The sequence below is a fragment of the Nocardia brasiliensis IFM 10847 genome (assembly GCF_000710915.1).
Classification (GTDB): domain Bacteria; phylum Actinomycetota; class Actinomycetes; order Mycobacteriales; family Mycobacteriaceae; genus Nocardia; species Nocardia brasiliensis_A.
The window spans coordinates 21,357-38,889 of record NZ_BAUA01000028.1 but is presented as its reverse complement, the minus strand read 5'-3'; the positions used below and the strand labels follow the sequence as shown (position 1 = coordinate 38,889).

Here is a 17,533-nt window from a genome sequence, read left to right as displayed (position 1 = left end):
AATGGGTTCAGTCGGTGTGCAGCCGCCAGAGCGGTGACACCGGTCCGTGGCCGGCGCCGAGGTCGTAGGACGCGGCGAGGCAGCGGTAGGTCCACTCCTTGGCGAACGCCACGGCCTCGGGCACCGAATAGCCGTTGGCCAGCGCGCAGGCGATCGCGGCCGCCAGGGTGTCGCCACCGCCGTGATCGTTGCCGGTGCTGATCCGCGGCGCGGTGAACTCCAGGAAGTCGGCGCCGTCGAACAGCAGGTCGGTGCTGTACTCGGACGAGCGCAGGTGTCCGCCCTTCACGATCGCCCACTGCGGGCCCAGCTTGTGCAGCGCCACCGCGGCCTGCCGGGCCGTGGCGTCGTCGGTCACGTCGATGCCGGTGATCAGCCGCACCTCGTCGAGGTTCGGGGTGACCACGGTCGCCAGCGGAATAAGCGTGTTGCGCACCGCGTCCAGCGCTTCCTCGTGCAGCAGCGGATCGCCGTGCATAGAGGCCGCGACCGGATCGACGATCAGCGGAATGCTGCCGTTGCGGCCGATGCCCACCTCACCGCAGACCGCCGCGACGGCGTCGATGATCGCGGTCGAGGCCAGCATGCCGGTTTTGACCGCGCCGATCCCGATATCGGTCGCTACGGCGCGCACCTGCCCGGCCACGATATGCGGCGGGATCTCGTGGAAGTCGCTGACTCCCACCGAGTTCTGCACGGTCACCGCAGCGACCGCCACGCAGGCATGCACGCCGCACAGGGCCATGGTGCGGGTATCGGCCTGGATACCGGCGCCGCCGCCGGAGTCGGTGCCCGCGATGGTGAGCACCCGGACGGGAGTCTCGCCCCCGGGGGTCAGTGGCAACAGCTTCACGAGACAAACCCTACGGCCGCCCGGGCGGGTCGTGGTGACCAACCGCCCACCCGGCACGCATATGACAAATGAAAACCATTATCATTAAGGGATGACCACCTCACCGCAGCCCGACCTGCTTCCCGTCACCGTGTTGTCCGGCTTCCTCGGTGCGGGCAAGACCACGCTGCTCAACCACATCCTCGCCAACCGGGAAGGCCGCCGGGTGGCGGTCATCGTCAACGACATGAGCGAGATCAACATCGATGCGGCGCTCGTCGCCGGGCAGGGGCACATGCGCCGCGCGGGGGAGCCGATCAACGAGGGGTGGGGGTCGGGCGACGGCTGGGCCCGCACCGAGGAGAAACTGGTCGAGCTGACCAACGGGTGCATCTGCTGCACCCTGCGCGAGGACCTCATCGAGGCGGTGGGCCGGCTCGCCCGCGAGGGTCGCTTCGATCAGCTCGTCATCGAATCCACGGGCATCTCCGAACCGATGCCGGTGGCCGCGACCTTCGACTGGGAATTCGAGGACGGATTCAAGCTCGGCGATATCGCGCGGCTCGACACCATGGTGACCGTGGTCGACGCGTCCACGTTCCTGCCCGAGGTGGCGCGTGGACAGGCACTGGCCGACCGGAATCTGCAGGCGGGCGAGGGCGATGCGCGCACGATCGCCGACCTGCTGGTCGATCAGGTGGAATTCGCCGACGTGCTGCTGGTGAACAAGACCGACCTGGTCGGTGACGCCACGGTCGGACGGGTGGAAGCGACTGTGCGCAAACTCAATCCGCGCGCGCACGTGCTGCGGACGCGCAACGGTGTCGTCGCGCTGGACGAGGTGCTCGGGACCGGCCGCTACAACCCGGTGGTCGCGGCCGAGTCCGACGGCTGGGCGGAGGAACTCGCGGGCGGGCACACGCCCGAGACCGAGGAGTACGGCATCCGCAGCCTGACCTACACCGCCGAGCGCCCGTTTCATCCGCAGCGGCTGTCCGAGGCGCTCGGCGCACTGCGGGGGTTGTTGCGCAGCAAGGGTTTCTGCTGGATCGCCAGTCGCCCGACGCTGGCCGCCATCTGGTCCCAGGCCGGGCCCAATCNGGTTTTCGAGCCCGCGGCGTGGTGGTCGTCGCTGGAAGTGCCCGCGGGACAGGAGATCGTCTTCATCGGCCTCGACCTGGATCGCGAACGGGTGCGCGCGCTGCTGGACGACGCGCTGCTCGATGATGCGGAATTCGCTGCGGGACCGGTGGTTTGGGCGAGTTATCCCGATCCGTTCCCGGCCTGGGGCGACGTGCACGAACACCTGTGAACGACGGCGACCCACGCCCGGTGCGGGGCGTGGGTCGCGGGGCCGGCTGCGGCAGCGGGGCCGCGGCACCGGTGGCCGGACCTCAGTTGGAGATGCCGGGGGCCTGGCGCAGATAGGTGGTGTCGGTGAGCTGTTCGAGCATGAAATCAGCGATGTCGGCCCGAGCGATCTTCAGCGAGAGACCGCGTTCGCCGGCCGGGAAGCCGTGCCGGAAACCCCCGGTGCGCGGGCCGTCGGTGAAGGCGCTCGGCCGCACGATGGTCCAGTCCAGGTCGCTGGCCCGCACGTAGGCCTCCTGCTGCACGTGATCGGCGAAGGCCTGACGCAGCAACAGCCCGAACATGACGTACTTCCAGAGGAAGTTCAGGTTGGCTTTGCTGTCGCCGACGCCGAGCGTGCTCTGCACGATAAGCCGCTTCACCCCGGTACGGTTCATCGCCTCGATCACCGCGCGGGTGCCCTCGGCGCGGATCACACCTTTGCGACCCGCGCCGAGCGAGACCAGCACCGCGTCCTGGCCTGCCACCGCTCGCTGCACCGAATTCGAGTCCAGCACATCGCCTTCCACGATATCGAGCCGCTCGTGCCGCTGCGTGAGGCCGGCCGCGCTCCGGGTGAACGCGGTGACCTGATGTCCCTCGGCGAGTGCCTGCTCGACGACCAGCCGACCGACGGTGCTGGTGGCTCCGAAGACTGCGATTTTCATGGTTTTCTCTTTCCTGTCGAAAGCTGTTGTGCTGTTGCTGGATCAAGTACAACAGCGCACAGCGAGACGAACCATGGCTGGGAATCTCGATGACATAAGAGACAGTCTCAGCGGCGGCGGCGTTCTCAGCGGTACTGCGCGAAGAACTCGGCGATCTCGCCCGACATCAGCTCGGGGGCGACGTGGTGCAGGTAATGCGTGTACACGTCGTGGGTCTTCCAGGACACGATATTGCTGTGATCGCGCTCGGCGAAGCGCCGGATGCCGTGGAAATCGCCCTTCGAACCCGACAGCGACAGCGGCACCGTGAGGGGCTCGGTGGCGTGCTCGGCCTGCGCCTTCTCGAAATAGTGCCGGATCGCGGAACCCGCTGTGCCGGTGAGCCAATGGATTGCGATATTGGTGAGCACGAACTCGTCGTCCAGATCCGGGCCGAGCAGCTGGCTGTTCCAGCCGACCAGCCCGGTCGGCGAGTCCATCAGCGCGTGCGCCAGCGTCTGCGGCTGCTGGGACTGCAGGATGTTGAATCCCATCTTGTTCTTGGCGAACCAGTCCAGCGTGGCCAGCGACTGCGCCTCGTCCTCGGTGAGATCGGCCAACTCGGCCGGGTCACCGGAGGGGAACGAGTAGATCTGAGAAACCTGAACGGCGACAACGTGTTCCGGGTCGACGCGGGCGAGTTCGGGGGAGATCTGGGCGCCGCCGTCGTTGCCGACCGCGCCGTACTTGTCATACCCGAGGCGCCGCATCAGTTCGGCCCACGCCTTGGCGATCCGGGTGTCGTGCCAGCCGGCCTCCGTGGTCGGTCCGGAGAACCCGTAGCCCGGCACCGAGGGGATCACCAGATCGAAGCCCGCGGCGGTGAGCGGCTCGATGACGCCGAGGAATTCGACGAAGGTGCCCGGCCAGCCGTGGCTGAGGATCAGCGGAAAAGCGTTGTCCTGCAGCGACTTCACGTGCAGGAAGTGGATGTTCTGTCCATCGATCTCGGTGGTGAACTGCGGGTAGGCGTTCAGCTTCGCCTCGACCGCGCGCCAGTCGAACCCGTCGCGCCAGTAGTTCACCAGGTGGCGGACCCGCTCGACGCTCACCCCGTAGGCCTCGCCCGAGCCGGGGATCTGGTCGGCCCATCGGGTGCGGGCCAGCCGGGACTGCAGGTCGTCCAGCTCGGCCTGGTCGACGTTGATGCGGAAGGGGGTGATGGCGGTCATCTGAGCTCCTATTGAAACGGAATGTTCTGTTCTGTTTGAACCGTATCAGAACGGATCATTCCGTTTCAAGTGCTATCCTGAAATCATGCCGAAAACATCCGATACCCCAGCTCAGAAGGGCCTGCCCGGCCGTAAGGCGCAGGCCGCCCGCAACGACGGGATCATCCTGGCGGCCGCGCGGGCGGTGTTCCTGGCCGATGCCAACGCCCCGATCGCGGCCGTCGCCGAACGCGCGGGCGTGGGGATCAGCGCGCTGTATCGCCGCTATCCGAGCAAGGAGGTGCTGCTGCGCACGCTGTGCCACGAGGGCCTGCGCCGGTACAACATGGAAGCCGATGCGGCGCTGGAAGATCCGGACGCCTGGCAGGCGCTGGTCGGCTTCCTGGAGCGGGTCGTCGACGCCGACGTGCATTCGCTGACCGTGCATCTCGCGGGCACCTTCACCCCGGACGAGTCGATGCTGCCCGACGTGGTGCACGCGGGTGAGGTGAACACCGAACTGGTGCGCCGCGCCCACGGCACCGGAAAATTGCGTCCCGATGTCACCGCCGAGGATCTGGGCCTCGTCCTCGAATCGTGCGCGGCCATCGCGATGCCCGATCCGGTCCGTACCGCGCAGTTGCGCCGGCGTGTGCTCGCCATGCTGATCGCGGGTCTGACCGTCGAGGGCGACCTGCCGGGCCCGCCACCGGCGCCGGGTGAATTCGCCTGGCGCTGGGAACGGCGGTGAACCGCCGCACGAGACCGGTGAGTTCCGCCGCCCGGCTCGGTCTGCACTGGTAGGAATACCGCACCGGGCTGCGAAAGGAACCGCCATGAACTGGACGCTCGAGGTCGTGATCGTCCCCGTATCGGACGTCGACCGAGCCAAAGAATTCTATGCGCAGAAACTCGGATTCGTCGTGGACCACGACACGGTGTTCGGTGACGAGATGCGCATGGTGCAGCTCACGCCGCCGGGCTCCGGCTGTTCCATCGTGATCGGCTCGGGCTCCTTCACGACGATGCCGCCCGGCTCACTGCAGGGCTTGCAACTGGTGGTCCCTGATATCCGGAAAGCCCACGCCGAGTTGACCGCTCGCGGCGTGCAGGTCGGCGAGGTCCAGGTGCTCGGTGAGAACCCCCGGCCGATGCCCGACCCGCTCGACAATGTCGGCTTCGTGTTCTTCACCGACCCCGACGGCAACGGCTGGGCCGTACAGCAGATCTCCAGCCGCGCCTGAACTGCTAGCCTCGCGGGGCCAGCAACAGTGTCTGGGTGCTGCGCCCGAGCGGGCCTTTCTCGTCGTAGAGCGCGGATTCGGCGAGGCCGATGCCGTGCGGCTGCGGGTAGGTGGCCGCGTCGAGGCACACCCATTCCCCCGCGGGCTGGCGATGCAGCGTGACAGTCAGGTCGGTGTTGATGAACAGATACGCCGACCAGTCCAGTACGGAACTGACGCCGTTGCCCGAATCGGCGGCGGCCAGCGCGCGTTCCAACGGGCTCGGGTCGGTGCCCGCGACGATCGGGTACTTCAGCCGGATCCAGCAGATCGCCGGGCCGGGATCGACGAAAGACCCTGTGATGAAACGGTATTCGATGCCTGGAAGCCCTCGCGTGGCTCGCACCGCTCGATCGCGTGGCCGAGCAGAGCCGACGGCGGGCCGGCGTGCTGCGCGTCCGGTGACCAGGGGCCGCGGGTCAGTTCGGTCGAGACGAACCGCTGCGGATCATCCGGATCGGGCACGTAGAAGGCGTCGCTCACGTTGTTGTCCGTCCTTCGGTTCGGCGGCATTGCCGGCTGTGCGTCGTCAACCGTTGTACAACGGCCGCTGCGCACCCGGGATTTTGGGCTCCGCCGCGCGGCCTAGACCCGGCCGAAGGCCAGCGCGACGTTGTGCCCGCCGAACCCGAACGAATTGTTCAGCGCGTAATCGATGCGCTGTGCGCGCGGCGCGCCCGCGACGATATCCAGTTCGATCGCCGGGTCCTGGTGGTCGAGATTCAGTGTGGGCGGGACGATTTGATCCCGCAGCGTCAATATGGTGACCAGCGATTCCAGCGCGCCGACCGCGCCGATCGAATGGCCGAGTGCGGATTTGGGCGCATAGACCGAGGCCTCGGGGGCGACCGCGGCGATCGCGTTGGCCTCGGAGGCGTCGCCGATCGAGGTCGAGGTCGCGTGGGCGTTGATGTGCTGGATATCCGACGCCCGCAGTCCCGCCGTCTGGATCGCCTTGCGCATCGCGCGGGCCGCGCCGATGCCCTCGGGTTCGGAAGCGACGATATGGAAGGAGTCGGAGGTGATGCCCGCACCGAGCACGCGCCCGTGGATCTCGGCGCCGCGCGCCCGCGCGTGCCGCTCCGATTCGAGCACCAGCAGCGCGCCCGCCTCACCGAAGACGAACCCGTCCCGGTCCCGGTCGAACGGTCTGGACGCTCGTTGCGGTTCGTCGTTACGGGTGCTCATCGCGCGCATGATGGCGAAGCTGGCGATCGGCACTTCGTGGATATGCCCCTCCACTCCGCCCGCCACCACCACGTCGGCCTCGCCGGTCCGGATCAGGCGCCACGCGTTCGCGATCGCTTCCGAACCGGACGAGCAGGCCGAAACTGGCGCGAAAACGCCTGCCTTGGCACCGATTTCGAGCCCAACCGTGGCGGCCGGGCCGTTCGGCATCACCATCGGCACCGACAGCGGCGGCACCTTCCGGTAGCCGCCGCCGCGCATCGCGTCGACCGCGCCGATGAGCGCGTCCGCGCCGCCGAGTCCGGTGCCGATCGCGACGGCCAGTCGCTCGCCGTCCACCTCGGGCGCGCCCGCACTGCGCCACACGTCGCGGCCCAGCACCAGGGCCAGCTGTTCGACGTAGGACAGTCGCCGCTGTTCGACCCTGGTCAGGTAGGCGCCGGGCGGTGTCGTCAGCTTGCCGCCGATGCGCACCGGCAGGTCGTAGTCGCGCACGAAATCGTCGGTCAGCTCGCCGATCCCGCTGTGCCCGAGCAGCAACTCGGACCAGGTCGCGTCCATGTCGCCGGCCAGCGAGGTGGTGGCCGCATAGCCGGTGACGACGACGGAGTCCCGAGTTTCTGAAGCGATCGTTACAGTCACGATGTCATGAATACCTGTAGCAATCGCTACAGTCAACCCATGGCCCGGCCCTTGGATCACGTCAAACGCGCCGAACTGCTCGCCGCCGTGGTGCGCTACATCGCCGATCACGGTCTCGTCGACCTGTCCCTGCGGCCGCTCGCCGCCGAACTCGGCACCAGCTCGCGGATGCTGATCTACTACTTCGCCACCAAGGAAGAGCTGCTGGTGCAGGCCCTGGCGACGCAGCGGCCCGACCTCGTCGCGCTGTTCGCCGAGGTCGCCGACACGACCGCGCTGCGCGCCCGGCTCTGGGATTTCTGGCAGGCGAACGCCGCCGGGGCGGGGCAGATCAGTGTTCGGGTGATGTTGCAGGTGCTCGGCGCGGCCTGCGCGGCCGAGAGTCCCTACGCGGAGTACGCGAACGCGGCGATCGCGACCTTCGTCGCCGCCCTGGCCGACGGACTGCGCGGTCTCGGGATCGTCGACGATCCGGAATTGGTTGCCACGCTGCTCGTTTCGGGATTGCGCGGCATCCTGCAAGACCGCCTCGTCACCGGCGACATCGCGCGCACGGACCGCGCCGCGCGCCTGCTCATCGACCAGTCGCTCCCGCTGTCCTGAACGGGTCCGCGAGCGCGGGTAACGGCTCGGCTGATCGGCGGCAGGCTCGTATGCCAGCTGGGACGTGGACGGCTATGGCGTGCTCGCGTGCTGCGGTTAAGCTGGTCAGGCACCGTCAGGGTGCGACCGGTCCGCGGGAAGGGCGTAGCCCACCTGATGCTGCGACGCTCGACGCACTTCCTCTTTTCCGGCCTGAGCCGCGGACACCAGGCGCTGACGGAAAGGAGGCCATCGTGCCCGTCCAACGTTTGTGCGACAACCCCGACCTCGAACACCTGCGTAAGCAGGCGAAAGCGCTGCGCAAGGCCGCCGAGGCGGGCGATCCCGCCGCGCTCGCCCTGTTCGCCGAGTTCCACCCGGATCCGGCCACGCCGGTGAAACTGGCTGAGGCCCAGCTGGTCACGGCCCGGCGCTACGGCTTCGCGAGCTGGCCGAAACTGAAGCAGCACATCGACGTCGTCGCGCGCTACAGCCGTTCGCCGCATCAGGTCGAGACCGGTGCCGAGCTGTCCGGGGAGTTTCTCCGGCTGGCTTGTCTCACCTACGGTGACGACTATCCCAGCCGCATCGCGGCGGCCGACACCCTGCGCGAACGAGCGGCCGAGGCGAACGTCTACACCATGGCCGCCACCGGTTCTTTCGATGCGCTGCGCACGCTGCTTGCCGCACAACCCGCCCTCGCCCGCGCGGACGGCGGCCCGTTCGACTGGCCGCCGCTGCTCTATCTCTGCTATGCCCGTCTTGCCAGGCCGGGACGGGCCGTCGATGCGGCGCGACTGCTGCTCGAACACGGTGCCGATCCGAACGCGGGCTTCCTGTGGGACGGGTTGCCCTCCCCCTTCACCGCATTGACCGGGGCACTGGGCGGCGGGGAGGAGGATCAGCCGAGGCATCCGCAGGGTCTGGCGCTGGCCCGCCTGCTGCTCGAGGCAGGCGCGAATGCCAACGACAGCCAGGCGCTGTACAACCTGGGACTCGGTGGGTCCTGGTCCGACGACACCACGCACCTGGAACTGCTCCTGGAATTCGGACTCGGCACGGGCGACGGTGGTCCCTGGAAGGCGAGACTCGGGCCGACCCTCGCCACGCCCGCGCAACTGCTGCGCGAGGAGCTGTCGACCGCCGCGTTGCGCGGCGGGCCGCGGCGCACCCGGTTGCTGCTCGACCACGGCGCCGAAATCGACGGCCGCGGAGCGCATCCGGCGTTCGGCGGCCGCACGCCCTACGAATTGGCCATGCTGAACGGACACCGCGAGGTGGCTGAAATCCTCAGGTTTGCAGGCGCTTCCGGTGTGCTCGGGCCGCAGGATCAGTTCGTCGCCGCCTGTCTGCGGGGCGACCGTGCCGCCGCGACGGCAGCGCCGGAACTGCTGGCGCGGGCCCTCGCCGACACTCCCGATCTGATCAATCGGGCTGCCGAACACGGCCATCGCGCGGCGGTCCGGCTGCTGGTAGACCTCGGCTTCGACGTCAACCATCGGCGGCGCAGCACCCCGCTGCACGAGGCGGCGTGGAACGACGACGTGCCGATGGCCGAAACCCTTGTCGCCCTTGGGGCAGACCCCACGATCGAGGACCTCGACCACGAGGCCACCCCGCTCGAATTCGCCGAGTACGGCGAAAAAGCAGCTGCCGCAACATATCTGCGCACACTGGCCGCCACGCCGTCCGACACCGTTTGATCCGGGACCGGGTGCTCTGCCCTGACAGCGGTTCTGGCTACCCGACCACCCGGAGCCAAGCGCCCGCCAGGGCGGCGTGCCAGGCCGGAGTCGGGTGCCCGCCGTCGCGGCCCAGTACTCCGGCCGGTCCGTGCGCCGAGTTCCGCGAACATGCCGTCGGCGGCGAGCAACCGCGCGTCGTATGCGCGTGAATTCGCGCACGACCTGGATCTTCGGGTCCAGGTCGAATGTCGACGAAAAAATTTGTCGTATAAGCATTTTGGGCCGACAACAGGTATCGCGGCAGTCGTTGCCGTGGTGATCGGCGTGTCGCCACTGGATTAGTAGTGTGCTGGATGGGTTCTGGCGCGATCTCCGAAGCGGTAGAACCCATCCAGCTGATAACGGATGTGAGTGAGGGGTCATGCAAGCATTCGTCGTCGGCTTGATATTCGGGCTGATCTTCGTCAGCTGCATCTATATGGCCTCGAAGGGATACCGCGGCGTCGCGACCAGTCCTGGCGAGGGCTACGGCGAGGGCATCCCGGACACCACCCGCACAGACCCTCAGCGTCGCAAGAAGGCGAACAACCTGGTGGCCTTTTGGGCGACTCAATCCGCTGCACTCTGTCTTCCGCCCATCGCTTACACCGCCTACGTGGCGATGGATCCCGAACGCCGCATCCCTCTGCCGGTCCTGGTTTTCTTGGCGGTCTACGCCATCGTCGTCAGCTCCACGGCCACGTATCCCCTGGACAAGATCAAGAAGTAGGGTGCTGGCCGACGCCGAGGTCGTCCCGGGGCGTGGCGGCCACGTATCGAATCCGGTTCGCCCAAGCGGTAACTGCCGTACGCAGGCCCGCGCCGACCTGCGCCGAGCCGGCAAGGGGACCAACCCTGGAACGCCCTTGCCGGCGACGCCGGAAACGATCGGCAGGCGCGAGCCCGCCGATCGTGTTCGGTCTCAGTGCGAGGTCATCGGGTGCGCAGCGAGCGCAGCCCGGTGATGGTGTCGCGGCGCTCGTAGGCGATCCAGGCGAAGATCGCCGACAGCACCAGCGGGAAGGGTGCGTACGTGGGCATATCCGTCAGGAAGACGTTGGTGGCGGCGGCCAGCAGGGTGAGGACCGACAGTCCGGCCGCGGCCGGCCCGCTCAGGTACCGCACGAGCAGGCCGATACCGCCCGCGATCTCGCAGACCCCGATGAAGTACATGAGCCACGGCGAGCCGAGACCGGCTTCCCGCATGGCCACCGTGTTCTCCTCGGGAACCATGTTCAGCAGCTTCGGCAGGCCCGAGACCAGGATGAAGAACAAGCCCAGCACGATCTGCAGGCTCCACAGGACGCGGTTGCGGACCTTGCCGGGACGGATGGTGGTGGGCGCGGTGGCGGCGATGGCGGTCATGGTCTTTCCTTCTGGGTTGGTCGCGCTGTCGGGTAGCGCGCTCACCTGAGAAGACGGAGACCCCGAAAAGAATTAATCGGTCCCTGCCCGAGATTTTCAGTGGCTTCGGCTTGCGCCTGCCGATTCCTGGAAGTCGACGAGCGCTTCTCCGTGGACCTGTGCCCACTGCGTCAGCATCGCTATCGGCTCCTGCAGCGTCCGGCCGAGCGGGGTCAGGCTGTATTCCACCCGCGGGGGCGCTTCGGCGTAGCGGTGCCGATCGATGAGGCCGTTGCTCTGCAGTCGGCGCAGCGTCTGGGTCAGCACCTTCCTGGAGATGCCGCCCGACAGCGCGACGAGTTCACTGTGCCGCTTGGGGCCGTCCGCGAGCGCGTACAGGGTGACCACCGACCACTTGTTCGCGATCACCTCGAGCGCGGTGCGCGCAGGGCAGTCGGACATGAACATGATTCCGGCGGGAGGACGCACGGCCCGAAGGTTACCAAAAGGTACCTGACGGATTTCTAGCGTTTCCCCCATGCATATCGCAGCTTTGATCCTGTCCGTCCTGCTCGCCGTGGCGATGCTCCACTCCGGCGTGATGAAATACGTCCGCCCCGCGTGGATCCGCCGCTTCGCCGACGCGGTCCACCTCACCGATGCCCAGCTCACCGTGCTCGGCGGCCTGCAGATCGCCGCGACGATCGGTCTCGTCTGGGGCATCTGGTTCCCGCCCTTCGCGATCGCCGCCGCGATCGGGCTGGTGCTCTACTTCGGCGGCGCGATCGTCGTCCACCTACGCGCCGGCGACCGGAACCTATCGGGGGCCGGGGTCTTCCTCGTGCTGTCGATATCGACCGCGATCGTGCTCGGTCTCGACATGTTCCTCGCCTGAGCGCACAGTTCTGCCGTTGGCGCCGAGCCGCCCCTCGCCGCGACGAGATCCCCACTGTCCGTGGGGGTCTCGTGCCGGTCGCGATGGCAGACGGGAACCGAAATGGCGTATGTCCCAGGCATAGCCCAGATCGGCGCACCGGGGTACCGCCGAGCGACCCGCAGTCGATTTCACGCTGCGGGTCTGTCGTGGAGGACGGCGGTCAGCAGGGCCGCGGCTGCGGCGATGGCCGCGGTGGCGGCGAACGCGGTGCCGTACGCGTGCGCGAGCTGCGCCGCGGTGGGTTGGCCGGAGTCGCCGGACGCGGTGGTGACGGCGAGCAGTCCGGCCAGCCCCAGTGCGCCGCCGATTTGGCGGGTGGTGTTGATCAGTCCGCCGGCCAACCCGGTGTGTTCGGCGGGGACGCCGGCGGTGGCTCGTGCGGTGAGCAGGACGAATGCGACGCCCTGTCCGGTGCCGATGAGTAGTGACGGGGCGGCGATGTCGGTCAGGAATCGCCCGTCGACGGGGGTGCGCGCAAGCCAGGCCAGCCCGGCTGCGAGCAGGGCCAGTGCGGTGGTCAGCAGGGTGCGGGTATTGAGATAGCGAGTCAGTTTCGGTGTGATCGTGGAGGCTGCGGTGATCATGATCGCCAGCGGCAGTTGGGTGAGGCCGGCTTGAATCGGTGTGTAGCCGAGCACCTTCTGCTGGTAGAGCGGGAGGAAGAAGAACAGTCCCAGCCATACCGCGCCGAGCAGTGTCATGACGATGTTCGCGGCCAGTACCCCGCCGATACGCAGGACCGCGGGCGCGACGAGCGGCTGCGACAGGCGCCGCTGCGATCCGGCGAAGAGGACGAGTAGTAATACCGCCGCGATCAGCGGGACGACGACGCGGGGCGCGGTCCAGCCGTACTGTCCGCCGACCGAGAGCGCGTAGGTGAGTGCGGCGAGGCCACCGGTCACGAATGCCGCGCCCCACAGGTCGATCCGGCCGCCCGCCGGAAGGTCGGCGGGCACCTGCCATATCGTGGCGGCCAGCACCGCGATCGCTACCGGTGCGCCGATGAGAAACACCGCGCGCCAGCCGAATACGCCGGACAAGAGGCCGCCCGAGAGCACCCCGGCGACGCCGCCGATGCCCGATACCGCGCCCCACACCCCGATCGCCCGCGCGCGGCCCGCGCCTGCGGGAAACAACGTCAGCACCAAGGCGAGCGCGGTCGGGGCGAGCAGTGCCGCGCCCACCCCCTGTCCGACTCTGGCGGCGAGCAGGACCGCGGCGGTGGGGGCGAGTCCCGCCGCGATCGAAGTGGCCGTGAAAATCGCTGTGCCGGTGAGAAATACCCGCCGCCGTCCGAAAACGTCGCCGATTCGGCCGCCCAGAATCAGCAGGGCCCCGAAGACGAGTACGTAGCCGTTGACGACCCAGGAGAGCCCGACGGGTGACAGGTCGAGGCCGCGGCCGATGTCCGGTAGGGCGATATTGACGATCGAGGTGGTCAGCACGACCAGAAACTGTGCGGTGGCCAGGACGGTGAGCCCGATCCATGCCCGGCTCGACGGGGTTCGGGTCACGGGGACGGGCTGTCGTCGGGGGTTCATGATCAGTCCGCGATCCAGGATCCGTGGATACCGCCGGGCACGTGCCGGGGCAGCTCGACGGCCGCGATCGGCGGTGCGGTGAAGTCGCGGGCGTCGAGGACCAGCAGCTCCGAGGCCTTACCGGCGCGGTCGCCGACGAGGGTGAGCAGGTAACCGTCGTCTTCGTCCGTGGCGTCGGCGGCGGGAACGAAAACGGCTTCACCGGGGATGCGGCCCGCACCGGTCGGGGCCAGCAGGCGAGTGCCGGTGTCGTTGTCGTACTTGACGATTCCGACGCCGTCATGCCCGGAGCCGGGGTAGGCGACCGCGTAGCTGTAGCGGTTGCGGCGCCCGAGATAGTCGTCGTTGATGGTCGGGAATTCGGTGACCAGCGAGTCCATCATTTCCTCGCGTGCGGTGGCCTGCCCGGGTTCGAGGACCCAGCGGTACTGCAGAGCCCCGGCGACCGGGTCGGTCGGGTAACCGGGTGCGCCGACCCACCACTTCCACGATGTCTCCCAAGCCGACCGATCCAGCCGGGGGCCTTCCACGACGACCCGCCCGGCCGCGTCTTCGTAAGCATTCGAAACATGCAGCATCGCACCGGGTTCCACGTCGAACCAGCGCACCGGACCGGTGCTGGTGCGCGGCAGGATACCTATGCGTGCCTGGTAGGCGTCGTCCCACCGGTACGGGATGCCGGAGGTTTCGGCGGGGTTGAACGTCACCGACAGGTCCAGCCACACCGCGTAGTGCTCGGTGATCGCGAAGTCGTGCATCAGCGACGGGCCCGCCCCCTCGACGACCTGCTGGTGGCGCAGGTCGCCGGCGGCCGAGGCGATGTAGTAGATCAGACGCGGCGCCACAGGGGAGTAGGCGAAGAAATGCAGTTCACCGGTGACCGGGTCCACCTTCGGGTGCGCGGTCATCGCGGTTTTCAGCTTGCCGCCGAAGTCGTAGGCGCCGAACGTATCCAGCTCCGGCGTCACCTCGAACGGCAGGTTCGACTCCTGCAGCGCCAGGATGCGGCCGGCGTGCTCGATGATGTGGGTGCCCGCCACACTCGCGGTCAAATCGATGCTGCCGTCCTCGCGGATATAGGGTGCGCCGTCGAGGGCGGGCGTCTTCACCCACCGGTTGCGATACCACTCGGCCTGACCGTCACGCAGCCGCAGACCATGCAGCATGCCCGCGCCTTTGAACCAATGTGTCGGTGTGTCACCGGGTTTCGGGTTGTGGCCGTTACGGAAGTAGCGGCCGTTCAGTTCGGTGGGGATGGTCCCGCGCACCGGCAGGTTGTGCGCGGTCACCTCGTCCGGCACAGGCTGGTAGTGGCCGGTCAGATAGGGCTTGGCCAGCGTGGTGTCGTTGTTCATCGGGTGACCTCGCGATCGGCTGGAACGGCAGTGCCCTCGACTGTGTGCCTTCAGCAGTTCCAGGCCGGGCTGGACCTGTGCCGGGTCTTCGACCGGGTGCGGGCCGGGCGGCTCGGTGTCGGGGATCAGCCGCTGAAAAAGCCTGCAGAACAAGGTCGTACCGTCGCCGAGGTCGAAGGTGGTGAAGGTGGCGATGGCGTGCATCGCGGATGCCGGGGCGCCGCCGTCGAGTATGTCGCGGCCGACCACGGTCCAGAGTTTGCCCGGAACCCGCGCCACCACGGTGTATTCCTTCGGCTTCTCGTTCAGTTCCGGAAAGATGTACTCGAGCAGCACATCTCCGAGTTCGGCGGGGACGCCGTCGGTGCCGCGCCGCACTTCGGTTCCCGACGCGAAGGGCAGCCATTTCGGCAGATTCGACCACGTCGTCGCCCAGTCGTAGACGACTTGCGCGGGGCGTTCGACGACGATGCGGTTCTCGACGAACCGGACGTTCAGGTTGTCCGGGATCTGCGGTACGTACAGGTCAGACATGACCTCTCCTAGGTAGGCCGCTATCCGGCGTGATGTGCGCCGGTCATCAATGCGGCGAGGTCTTCGGGGTGCAGGAACGACGGCGGTGGTGGCGGGCCCCAGCTGAACAGGCCCTGGGCGCCTTCGAAGACTTCCGGGGTCCAGAGTTGGTCGTCGATGATCGAGTCCATGTCGGAGTAGTACTCCGAGAAGTTGCCCGCGGGATCTTTCAAGTACCAGAAGAAGTTCGAGCCCGCGTGGTGGCGTCCGAGTCCCCAGATGTGTCGTTCCGGATGGCCCTCGAGCATGGCGGTGGCGCCGCGGCCGACATCATCGATGTCGTCGAGTTGCCACGAGGTGTGGTGCAGGAAGTTGACCGGCGCGTTGAGTACCAGCACGTTGTGGTGGTCGGTGGAACAGCGCAGGAACGCGCCTTCGCCCTTGATCTCGTCGGAAAGCTGGAAACCCAGACCGTCGACGAAGAAGCGGCGGGTGGCCGCGTAGTCCACCGAGCCGAGGACCGCATGGCCGAGCTTGCGTGGCCGGATCGGATCCGTACGCAGCACACCGGGGGCGCGGGTGCCCTGGCGTTCGATGCGGCCGGGCCCGTTGTACGGGGTGGCCGGTGCCGGGGGTTGGGTGATACGGCCCGAGATCCGCACCACGGCACGGAAATTGGCGACCGGTTCGGTGGTGGCGACCGAGTCGGCGGTGCCCTGCACCGGCAGGCCGAGCTTGTGCAGGCGGGCGGCGACCCTGTCGAGATCGTCGGGATCGTCTGCGCCGATGACGATTTCGGCCAGTCGGCGAGTCGCGGTTCGGATGAGACGGAGTTGGTCGCCACCGTCGCGGGTGGACAGCCAGCCGTCCGGTCGCGGTGTGAGCCCGAATTCGGTGTAGTAGTCACGGGTCGAGGCCGGGTCCGGGACGCCGACCGTGACCGAGGCCAAGCGGTGCAATGCCATGGTGTCTCCTCGGGATCGCGGGCGGGTTCAGCGTCCGGCGACGATCTGGTGGCGCATCTCGCCGACGCCGCGCACGTAACTCACCAGTTCGTCGCCGGGGGCGAGGTACCGCTGCGGGGTGCGGCCGAACCCGACGCCGGCGGGAGTGCCGGTGAAGATGACATCGCCCGGCAGCAGCGGCGTGATCGCCGACAGCCGTGCGATCAGCTCCGGCACCGGGAAGACCATGTCGCGAGTCCGGCCCTTCTGCATCTGTTCGCCGTTGATCAGGCAGCCCAGTTCCAGATCGTCGGGGTCCTCGAACTCGTCCGGGGTGACCAGCACCGGTCCGACCGGACCGAAGCCAGGAAAGGATTTACCCAAGCTGAACTGGGGCGCCGGGCCCACCCGCTGCCGGATCCGCTCCGAAATATCCTGTCCCACAGATACTCCCGCGACGTAGTGCCACGCCTCCGCGGCGGCGACCTGGTGCGCGTGACGCCCGAGCACCACGACCAGCTCGACCTCCCAGTCCACCTTGCCCGGCACCAGCGTGATCGTCCCGTACGGATCGGCGAGCGCGGTAACGAATTTGGTGAACACCGCCGGCTCCTCGGGCGGAGTCAGCGACGACTCTGCGGCGTGTTCGGCGTAGTTGAGGCCGACCGCGAACAGCTGCCGTGGATTCGGAGCCGGGTTGCCGAATTCGCTTGTGGCGACGTCCTGCAGCGGCGTGCCCTCCTCGGTGACGGTCCCGCAGAACTCGAGCAGTTCGTCCCAGCGCTCGTAGGCGTCCTGGATGTTCGGGCCGAACCAGCCGCCGCTGGCGCGCGCGATGTCGATGACAGTGTCGGACTCGGTGATCAGTGACAGTCGGCCCGAGATAGTGGCGAAACGCATGGGGTGTACTCCTTACTGGACGGGGTGTGAACGGTCGTCACTTCGACACGGGGTCACCGTGCGTGGCTGCTGACCGGTAGTCGGTGTAGGTGTAGGGGTTGTCGAGGACCTTGGTCTCGGGGATCTGCGGGTTCATGCCCGCGCGCCAAGCCTGCTCCCCGAGTTCGGCGCGCAGGTAGTCGACCGTCGCCTGCGCCGCCCGACGCGCACCGGCCAGGTCGACGCCGACCAGCCGGTGGTCGCGTTTCACGATCTCGCCGTCGACCAGGACTGTGTCGACATCGGCCCGCTGCGCATGCAGGACGACGTGTCCGTGCGGGTTGAGCAGCGGCGCCATCGCCGGCGAATCGTCGTTGCGGACGAGCACGAGGTCGGCCTTCTTGCCGACCTGCACGCTGCCGATCTCGTTGTCGCGCCCGATCGCTCGCGCGCCACCCCGCGTCGCCCACTCGACGACCTGCTCGGCGTGCGAGGGAGGCATGGGTGACGGTCTCGCCGCGAGCGTGCGCCGCCTGATGCTCGGCCGCGCGGTCGGCGCCC

General features: G+C 68.0%; 19 protein-coding genes. 7 read left to right on the top strand and 12 right to left on the bottom strand.

Annotated elements, in window-relative coordinates:
• Positions 1–7: 7 nt before the first annotated feature.
• Positions 8–853: a bifunctional hydroxymethylpyrimidine kinase/phosphomethylpyrimidine kinase gene (thiD, locus tag NBRGI_RS05780; RefSeq protein ID WP_029893242.1), complete on the bottom strand. Its 846-nt coding sequence runs from the start codon at positions 851–853 to the stop codon at positions 8–10.
• Positions 854–944: 91 nt separating this feature from the next.
• On the opposite strand from thiD, the gene NBRGI_RS05775 reads away from it, so the two are divergent.
• Positions 945–2,144, top strand: coding sequence for a GTP-binding protein (locus tag NBRGI_RS05775; protein ID WP_029893241.1), 1,200 nt, complete (start codon positions 945–947; stop codon positions 2,142–2,144).
• Between the two features lie 82 nt (positions 2,145–2,226).
• On the opposite strand, the gene NBRGI_RS05770 is transcribed toward NBRGI_RS05775, so the two are convergent.
• Positions 2,227–2,850, bottom strand: coding sequence for an NAD(P)-dependent oxidoreductase (locus tag NBRGI_RS05770; RefSeq protein ID WP_029893239.1), 624 nt, complete (start codon positions 2,848–2,850; stop codon positions 2,227–2,229).
• A 125-nt stretch (positions 2,851–2,975) separates the two neighbouring features.
• Positions 2,976–4,061 (bottom strand): epoxide hydrolase family protein, encoded by a 1,086-nt coding sequence (locus NBRGI_RS05765; RefSeq protein ID WP_029893237.1) that lies wholly within the window; start codon positions 4,059–4,061, stop codon positions 2,976–2,978.
• 85 nt (positions 4,062–4,146) lie between these two features.
• Here NBRGI_RS05765 and NBRGI_RS05760 point away from each other — a divergent pair, with 85 nt between their 5' ends.
• Positions 4,147–4,791, top strand: a complete 645-nt coding sequence (locus NBRGI_RS05760) for a TetR/AcrR family transcriptional regulator (RefSeq protein ID WP_029893235.1) — start codon at positions 4,147–4,149, stop codon at positions 4,789–4,791.
• Positions 4,792–4,876: 85 nt separating this feature from the next.
• Complete coding sequence (locus NBRGI_RS05755; protein WP_029893233.1) at positions 4,877–5,284, top strand: VOC family protein; 408 nt, start codon at positions 4,877–4,879, stop codon at positions 5,282–5,284.
• Between the two features lie 4 nt (positions 5,285–5,288).
• On the opposite strand, the gene NBRGI_RS44975 is transcribed toward NBRGI_RS05755, so the two are convergent.
• Positions 5,289–5,669 (bottom strand): hypothetical protein, encoded by a 381-nt coding sequence (locus tag NBRGI_RS44975; protein WP_370627690.1) that lies wholly within the window; start codon positions 5,667–5,669, stop codon positions 5,289–5,291.
• Between the two features lie 239 nt (positions 5,670–5,908).
• Complete coding sequence (locus NBRGI_RS05745; protein WP_029893229.1) at positions 5,909–7,153, bottom strand: KasA/KasB family beta-ketoacyl-ACP synthase; 1,245 nt, start codon at positions 7,151–7,153, stop codon at positions 5,909–5,911.
• 39 nt (positions 7,154–7,192) lie between these two features.
• Here NBRGI_RS05745 and NBRGI_RS05740 point away from each other — a divergent pair, with 39 nt between their 5' ends.
• From NBRGI_RS05740 to NBRGI_RS44970, 3 genes are all read left to right on the top strand, one after another.
• On the top strand, positions 7,193–7,756 hold the full coding sequence (locus NBRGI_RS05740; RefSeq protein WP_029893227.1) for a TetR/AcrR family transcriptional regulator: 564 nt from the start codon (positions 7,193–7,195) through the stop codon (positions 7,754–7,756).
• A 233-nt stretch (positions 7,757–7,989) separates the two neighbouring features.
• Positions 7,990–9,438, top strand: a complete 1,449-nt coding sequence (locus NBRGI_RS05735; RefSeq protein ID WP_029893225.1) for an ankyrin repeat domain-containing protein — start codon at positions 7,990–7,992, stop codon at positions 9,436–9,438.
• A gap of 403 nt (positions 9,439–9,841) precedes the next feature.
• Complete coding sequence (locus tag NBRGI_RS44970; protein ID WP_051727524.1) at positions 9,842–10,189, top strand: hypothetical protein; 348 nt, start codon at positions 9,842–9,844, stop codon at positions 10,187–10,189.
• A 203-nt stretch (positions 10,190–10,392) separates the two neighbouring features.
• On the opposite strand, the gene NBRGI_RS05725 is transcribed toward NBRGI_RS44970, so the two are convergent.
• Positions 10,393–10,824 (bottom strand): DoxX family protein, encoded by a 432-nt coding sequence (locus NBRGI_RS05725; RefSeq protein WP_029893221.1) that lies wholly within the window; start codon positions 10,822–10,824, stop codon positions 10,393–10,395.
• Between the two features lie 96 nt (positions 10,825–10,920).
• A complete protein-coding gene (locus tag NBRGI_RS05720) occupies positions 10,921–11,292 on the bottom strand; it encodes a winged helix-turn-helix transcriptional regulator (protein WP_324198611.1) in 372 nt (123 codons plus the stop codon).
• A gap of 49 nt (positions 11,293–11,341) precedes the next feature.
• On the opposite strand from NBRGI_RS05720, the gene NBRGI_RS05715 reads away from it, so the two are divergent.
• On the top strand, positions 11,342–11,698 hold the full coding sequence (locus NBRGI_RS05715; RefSeq protein WP_029893216.1) for a DoxX family protein: 357 nt from the start codon (positions 11,342–11,344) through the stop codon (positions 11,696–11,698).
• 170 nt (positions 11,699–11,868) lie between these two features.
• On the opposite strand, the gene NBRGI_RS05710 is transcribed toward NBRGI_RS05715, so the two are convergent.
• From NBRGI_RS05710 to NBRGI_RS49840, 5 genes are read right to left on the bottom strand one after another with little or no spacing between them, the layout of a single operon-like run.
• Entirely contained in the window at positions 11,869–13,281 is a 1,413-nt protein-coding gene (locus NBRGI_RS05710; protein ID WP_036557614.1) for an MFS transporter, read from the bottom strand.
• 2 nt (positions 13,282–13,283) lie between these two features.
• Positions 13,284–15,170, bottom strand: coding sequence for a carotenoid oxygenase family protein (locus NBRGI_RS05705; RefSeq protein WP_235210864.1), 1,887 nt, complete (start codon positions 15,168–15,170; stop codon positions 13,284–13,286).
• Between the two features lie 20 nt (positions 15,171–15,190).
• Positions 15,191–16,114 carry a VOC family protein gene (locus NBRGI_RS05700; protein WP_029893211.1) on the bottom strand — a complete coding sequence of 308 codons (924 nt, stop codon included), beginning with the start codon at positions 16,112–16,114 and terminating at the stop codon, positions 15,191–15,193.
• 27 nt (positions 16,115–16,141) lie between these two features.
• Positions 16,142–16,993 carry a fumarylacetoacetate hydrolase family protein gene (locus NBRGI_RS05695; protein ID WP_029893209.1) on the bottom strand — a complete coding sequence of 284 codons (852 nt, stop codon included), beginning with the start codon at positions 16,991–16,993 and terminating at the stop codon, positions 16,142–16,144.
• A gap of 37 nt (positions 16,994–17,030) precedes the next feature.
• Entirely contained in the window at positions 17,031–17,474 is a 444-nt protein-coding gene (locus NBRGI_RS49840; protein ID WP_370627692.1) for an amidohydrolase family protein, read from the bottom strand.
• Positions 17,475–17,533: the final 59 nt, after the last annotated feature.

What these genes read in the sequence shown, in the direction of transcription:
- NBRGI_RS49840 (WP_370627692.1), bottom strand. Translation starts at nt 17,474, where the DNA reads ATGCCTCCCTCGCACGCCGAGCAGGTCGTCGAGTGGGCGACGCGGGGT.
- NBRGI_RS44970 (WP_051727524.1), top strand. Translation starts at nt 9,842, where the DNA reads ATGCAAGCATTCGTCGTCGGCTTGATATTCGGGCTGATCTTCGTCAGC.
- NBRGI_RS05770 (WP_029893239.1), bottom strand. Translation starts at nt 2,850, where the DNA reads ATGAAAATCGCAGTCTTCGGAGCCACCAGCACCGTCGGTCGGCTGGTC.
- NBRGI_RS05755 (WP_029893233.1), top strand. Translation starts at nt 4,877, where the DNA reads ATGAACTGGACGCTCGAGGTCGTGATCGTCCCCGTATCGGACGTCGAC.
- NBRGI_RS05695 (WP_029893209.1), bottom strand. Translation starts at nt 16,993, where the DNA reads ATGCGTTTCGCCACTATCTCGGGCCGACTGTCACTGATCACCGAGTCC.
- NBRGI_RS05740 (WP_029893227.1), top strand. Translation starts at nt 7,193, where the DNA reads ATGGCCCGGCCCTTGGATCACGTCAAACGCGCCGAACTGCTCGCCGCC.
- NBRGI_RS05765 (WP_029893237.1), bottom strand. Translation starts at nt 4,061, where the DNA reads ATGACCGCCATCACCCCCTTCCGCATCAACGTCGACCAGGCCGAGCTG.
- NBRGI_RS05715 (WP_029893216.1), top strand. Translation starts at nt 11,342, where the DNA reads ATGCATATCGCAGCTTTGATCCTGTCCGTCCTGCTCGCCGTGGCGATG.
- NBRGI_RS05710 (WP_036557614.1), bottom strand. Translation starts at nt 13,281, where the DNA reads ATGAACCCCCGACGACAGCCCGTCCCCGTGACCCGAACCCCGTCGAGC.
- NBRGI_RS05760 (WP_029893235.1), top strand. Translation starts at nt 4,147, where the DNA reads ATGCCGAAAACATCCGATACCCCAGCTCAGAAGGGCCTGCCCGGCCGT.
- NBRGI_RS05700 (WP_029893211.1), bottom strand. Translation starts at nt 16,114, where the DNA reads ATGGCATTGCACCGCTTGGCCTCGGTCACGGTCGGCGTCCCGGACCCG.
- NBRGI_RS05725 (WP_029893221.1), bottom strand. Translation starts at nt 10,824, where the DNA reads ATGACCGCCATCGCCGCCACCGCGCCCACCACCATCCGTCCCGGCAAG.
- NBRGI_RS05705 (WP_235210864.1), bottom strand. Translation starts at nt 15,170, where the DNA reads ATGTCTGACCTGTACGTACCGCAGATCCCGGACAACCTGAACGTCCGG.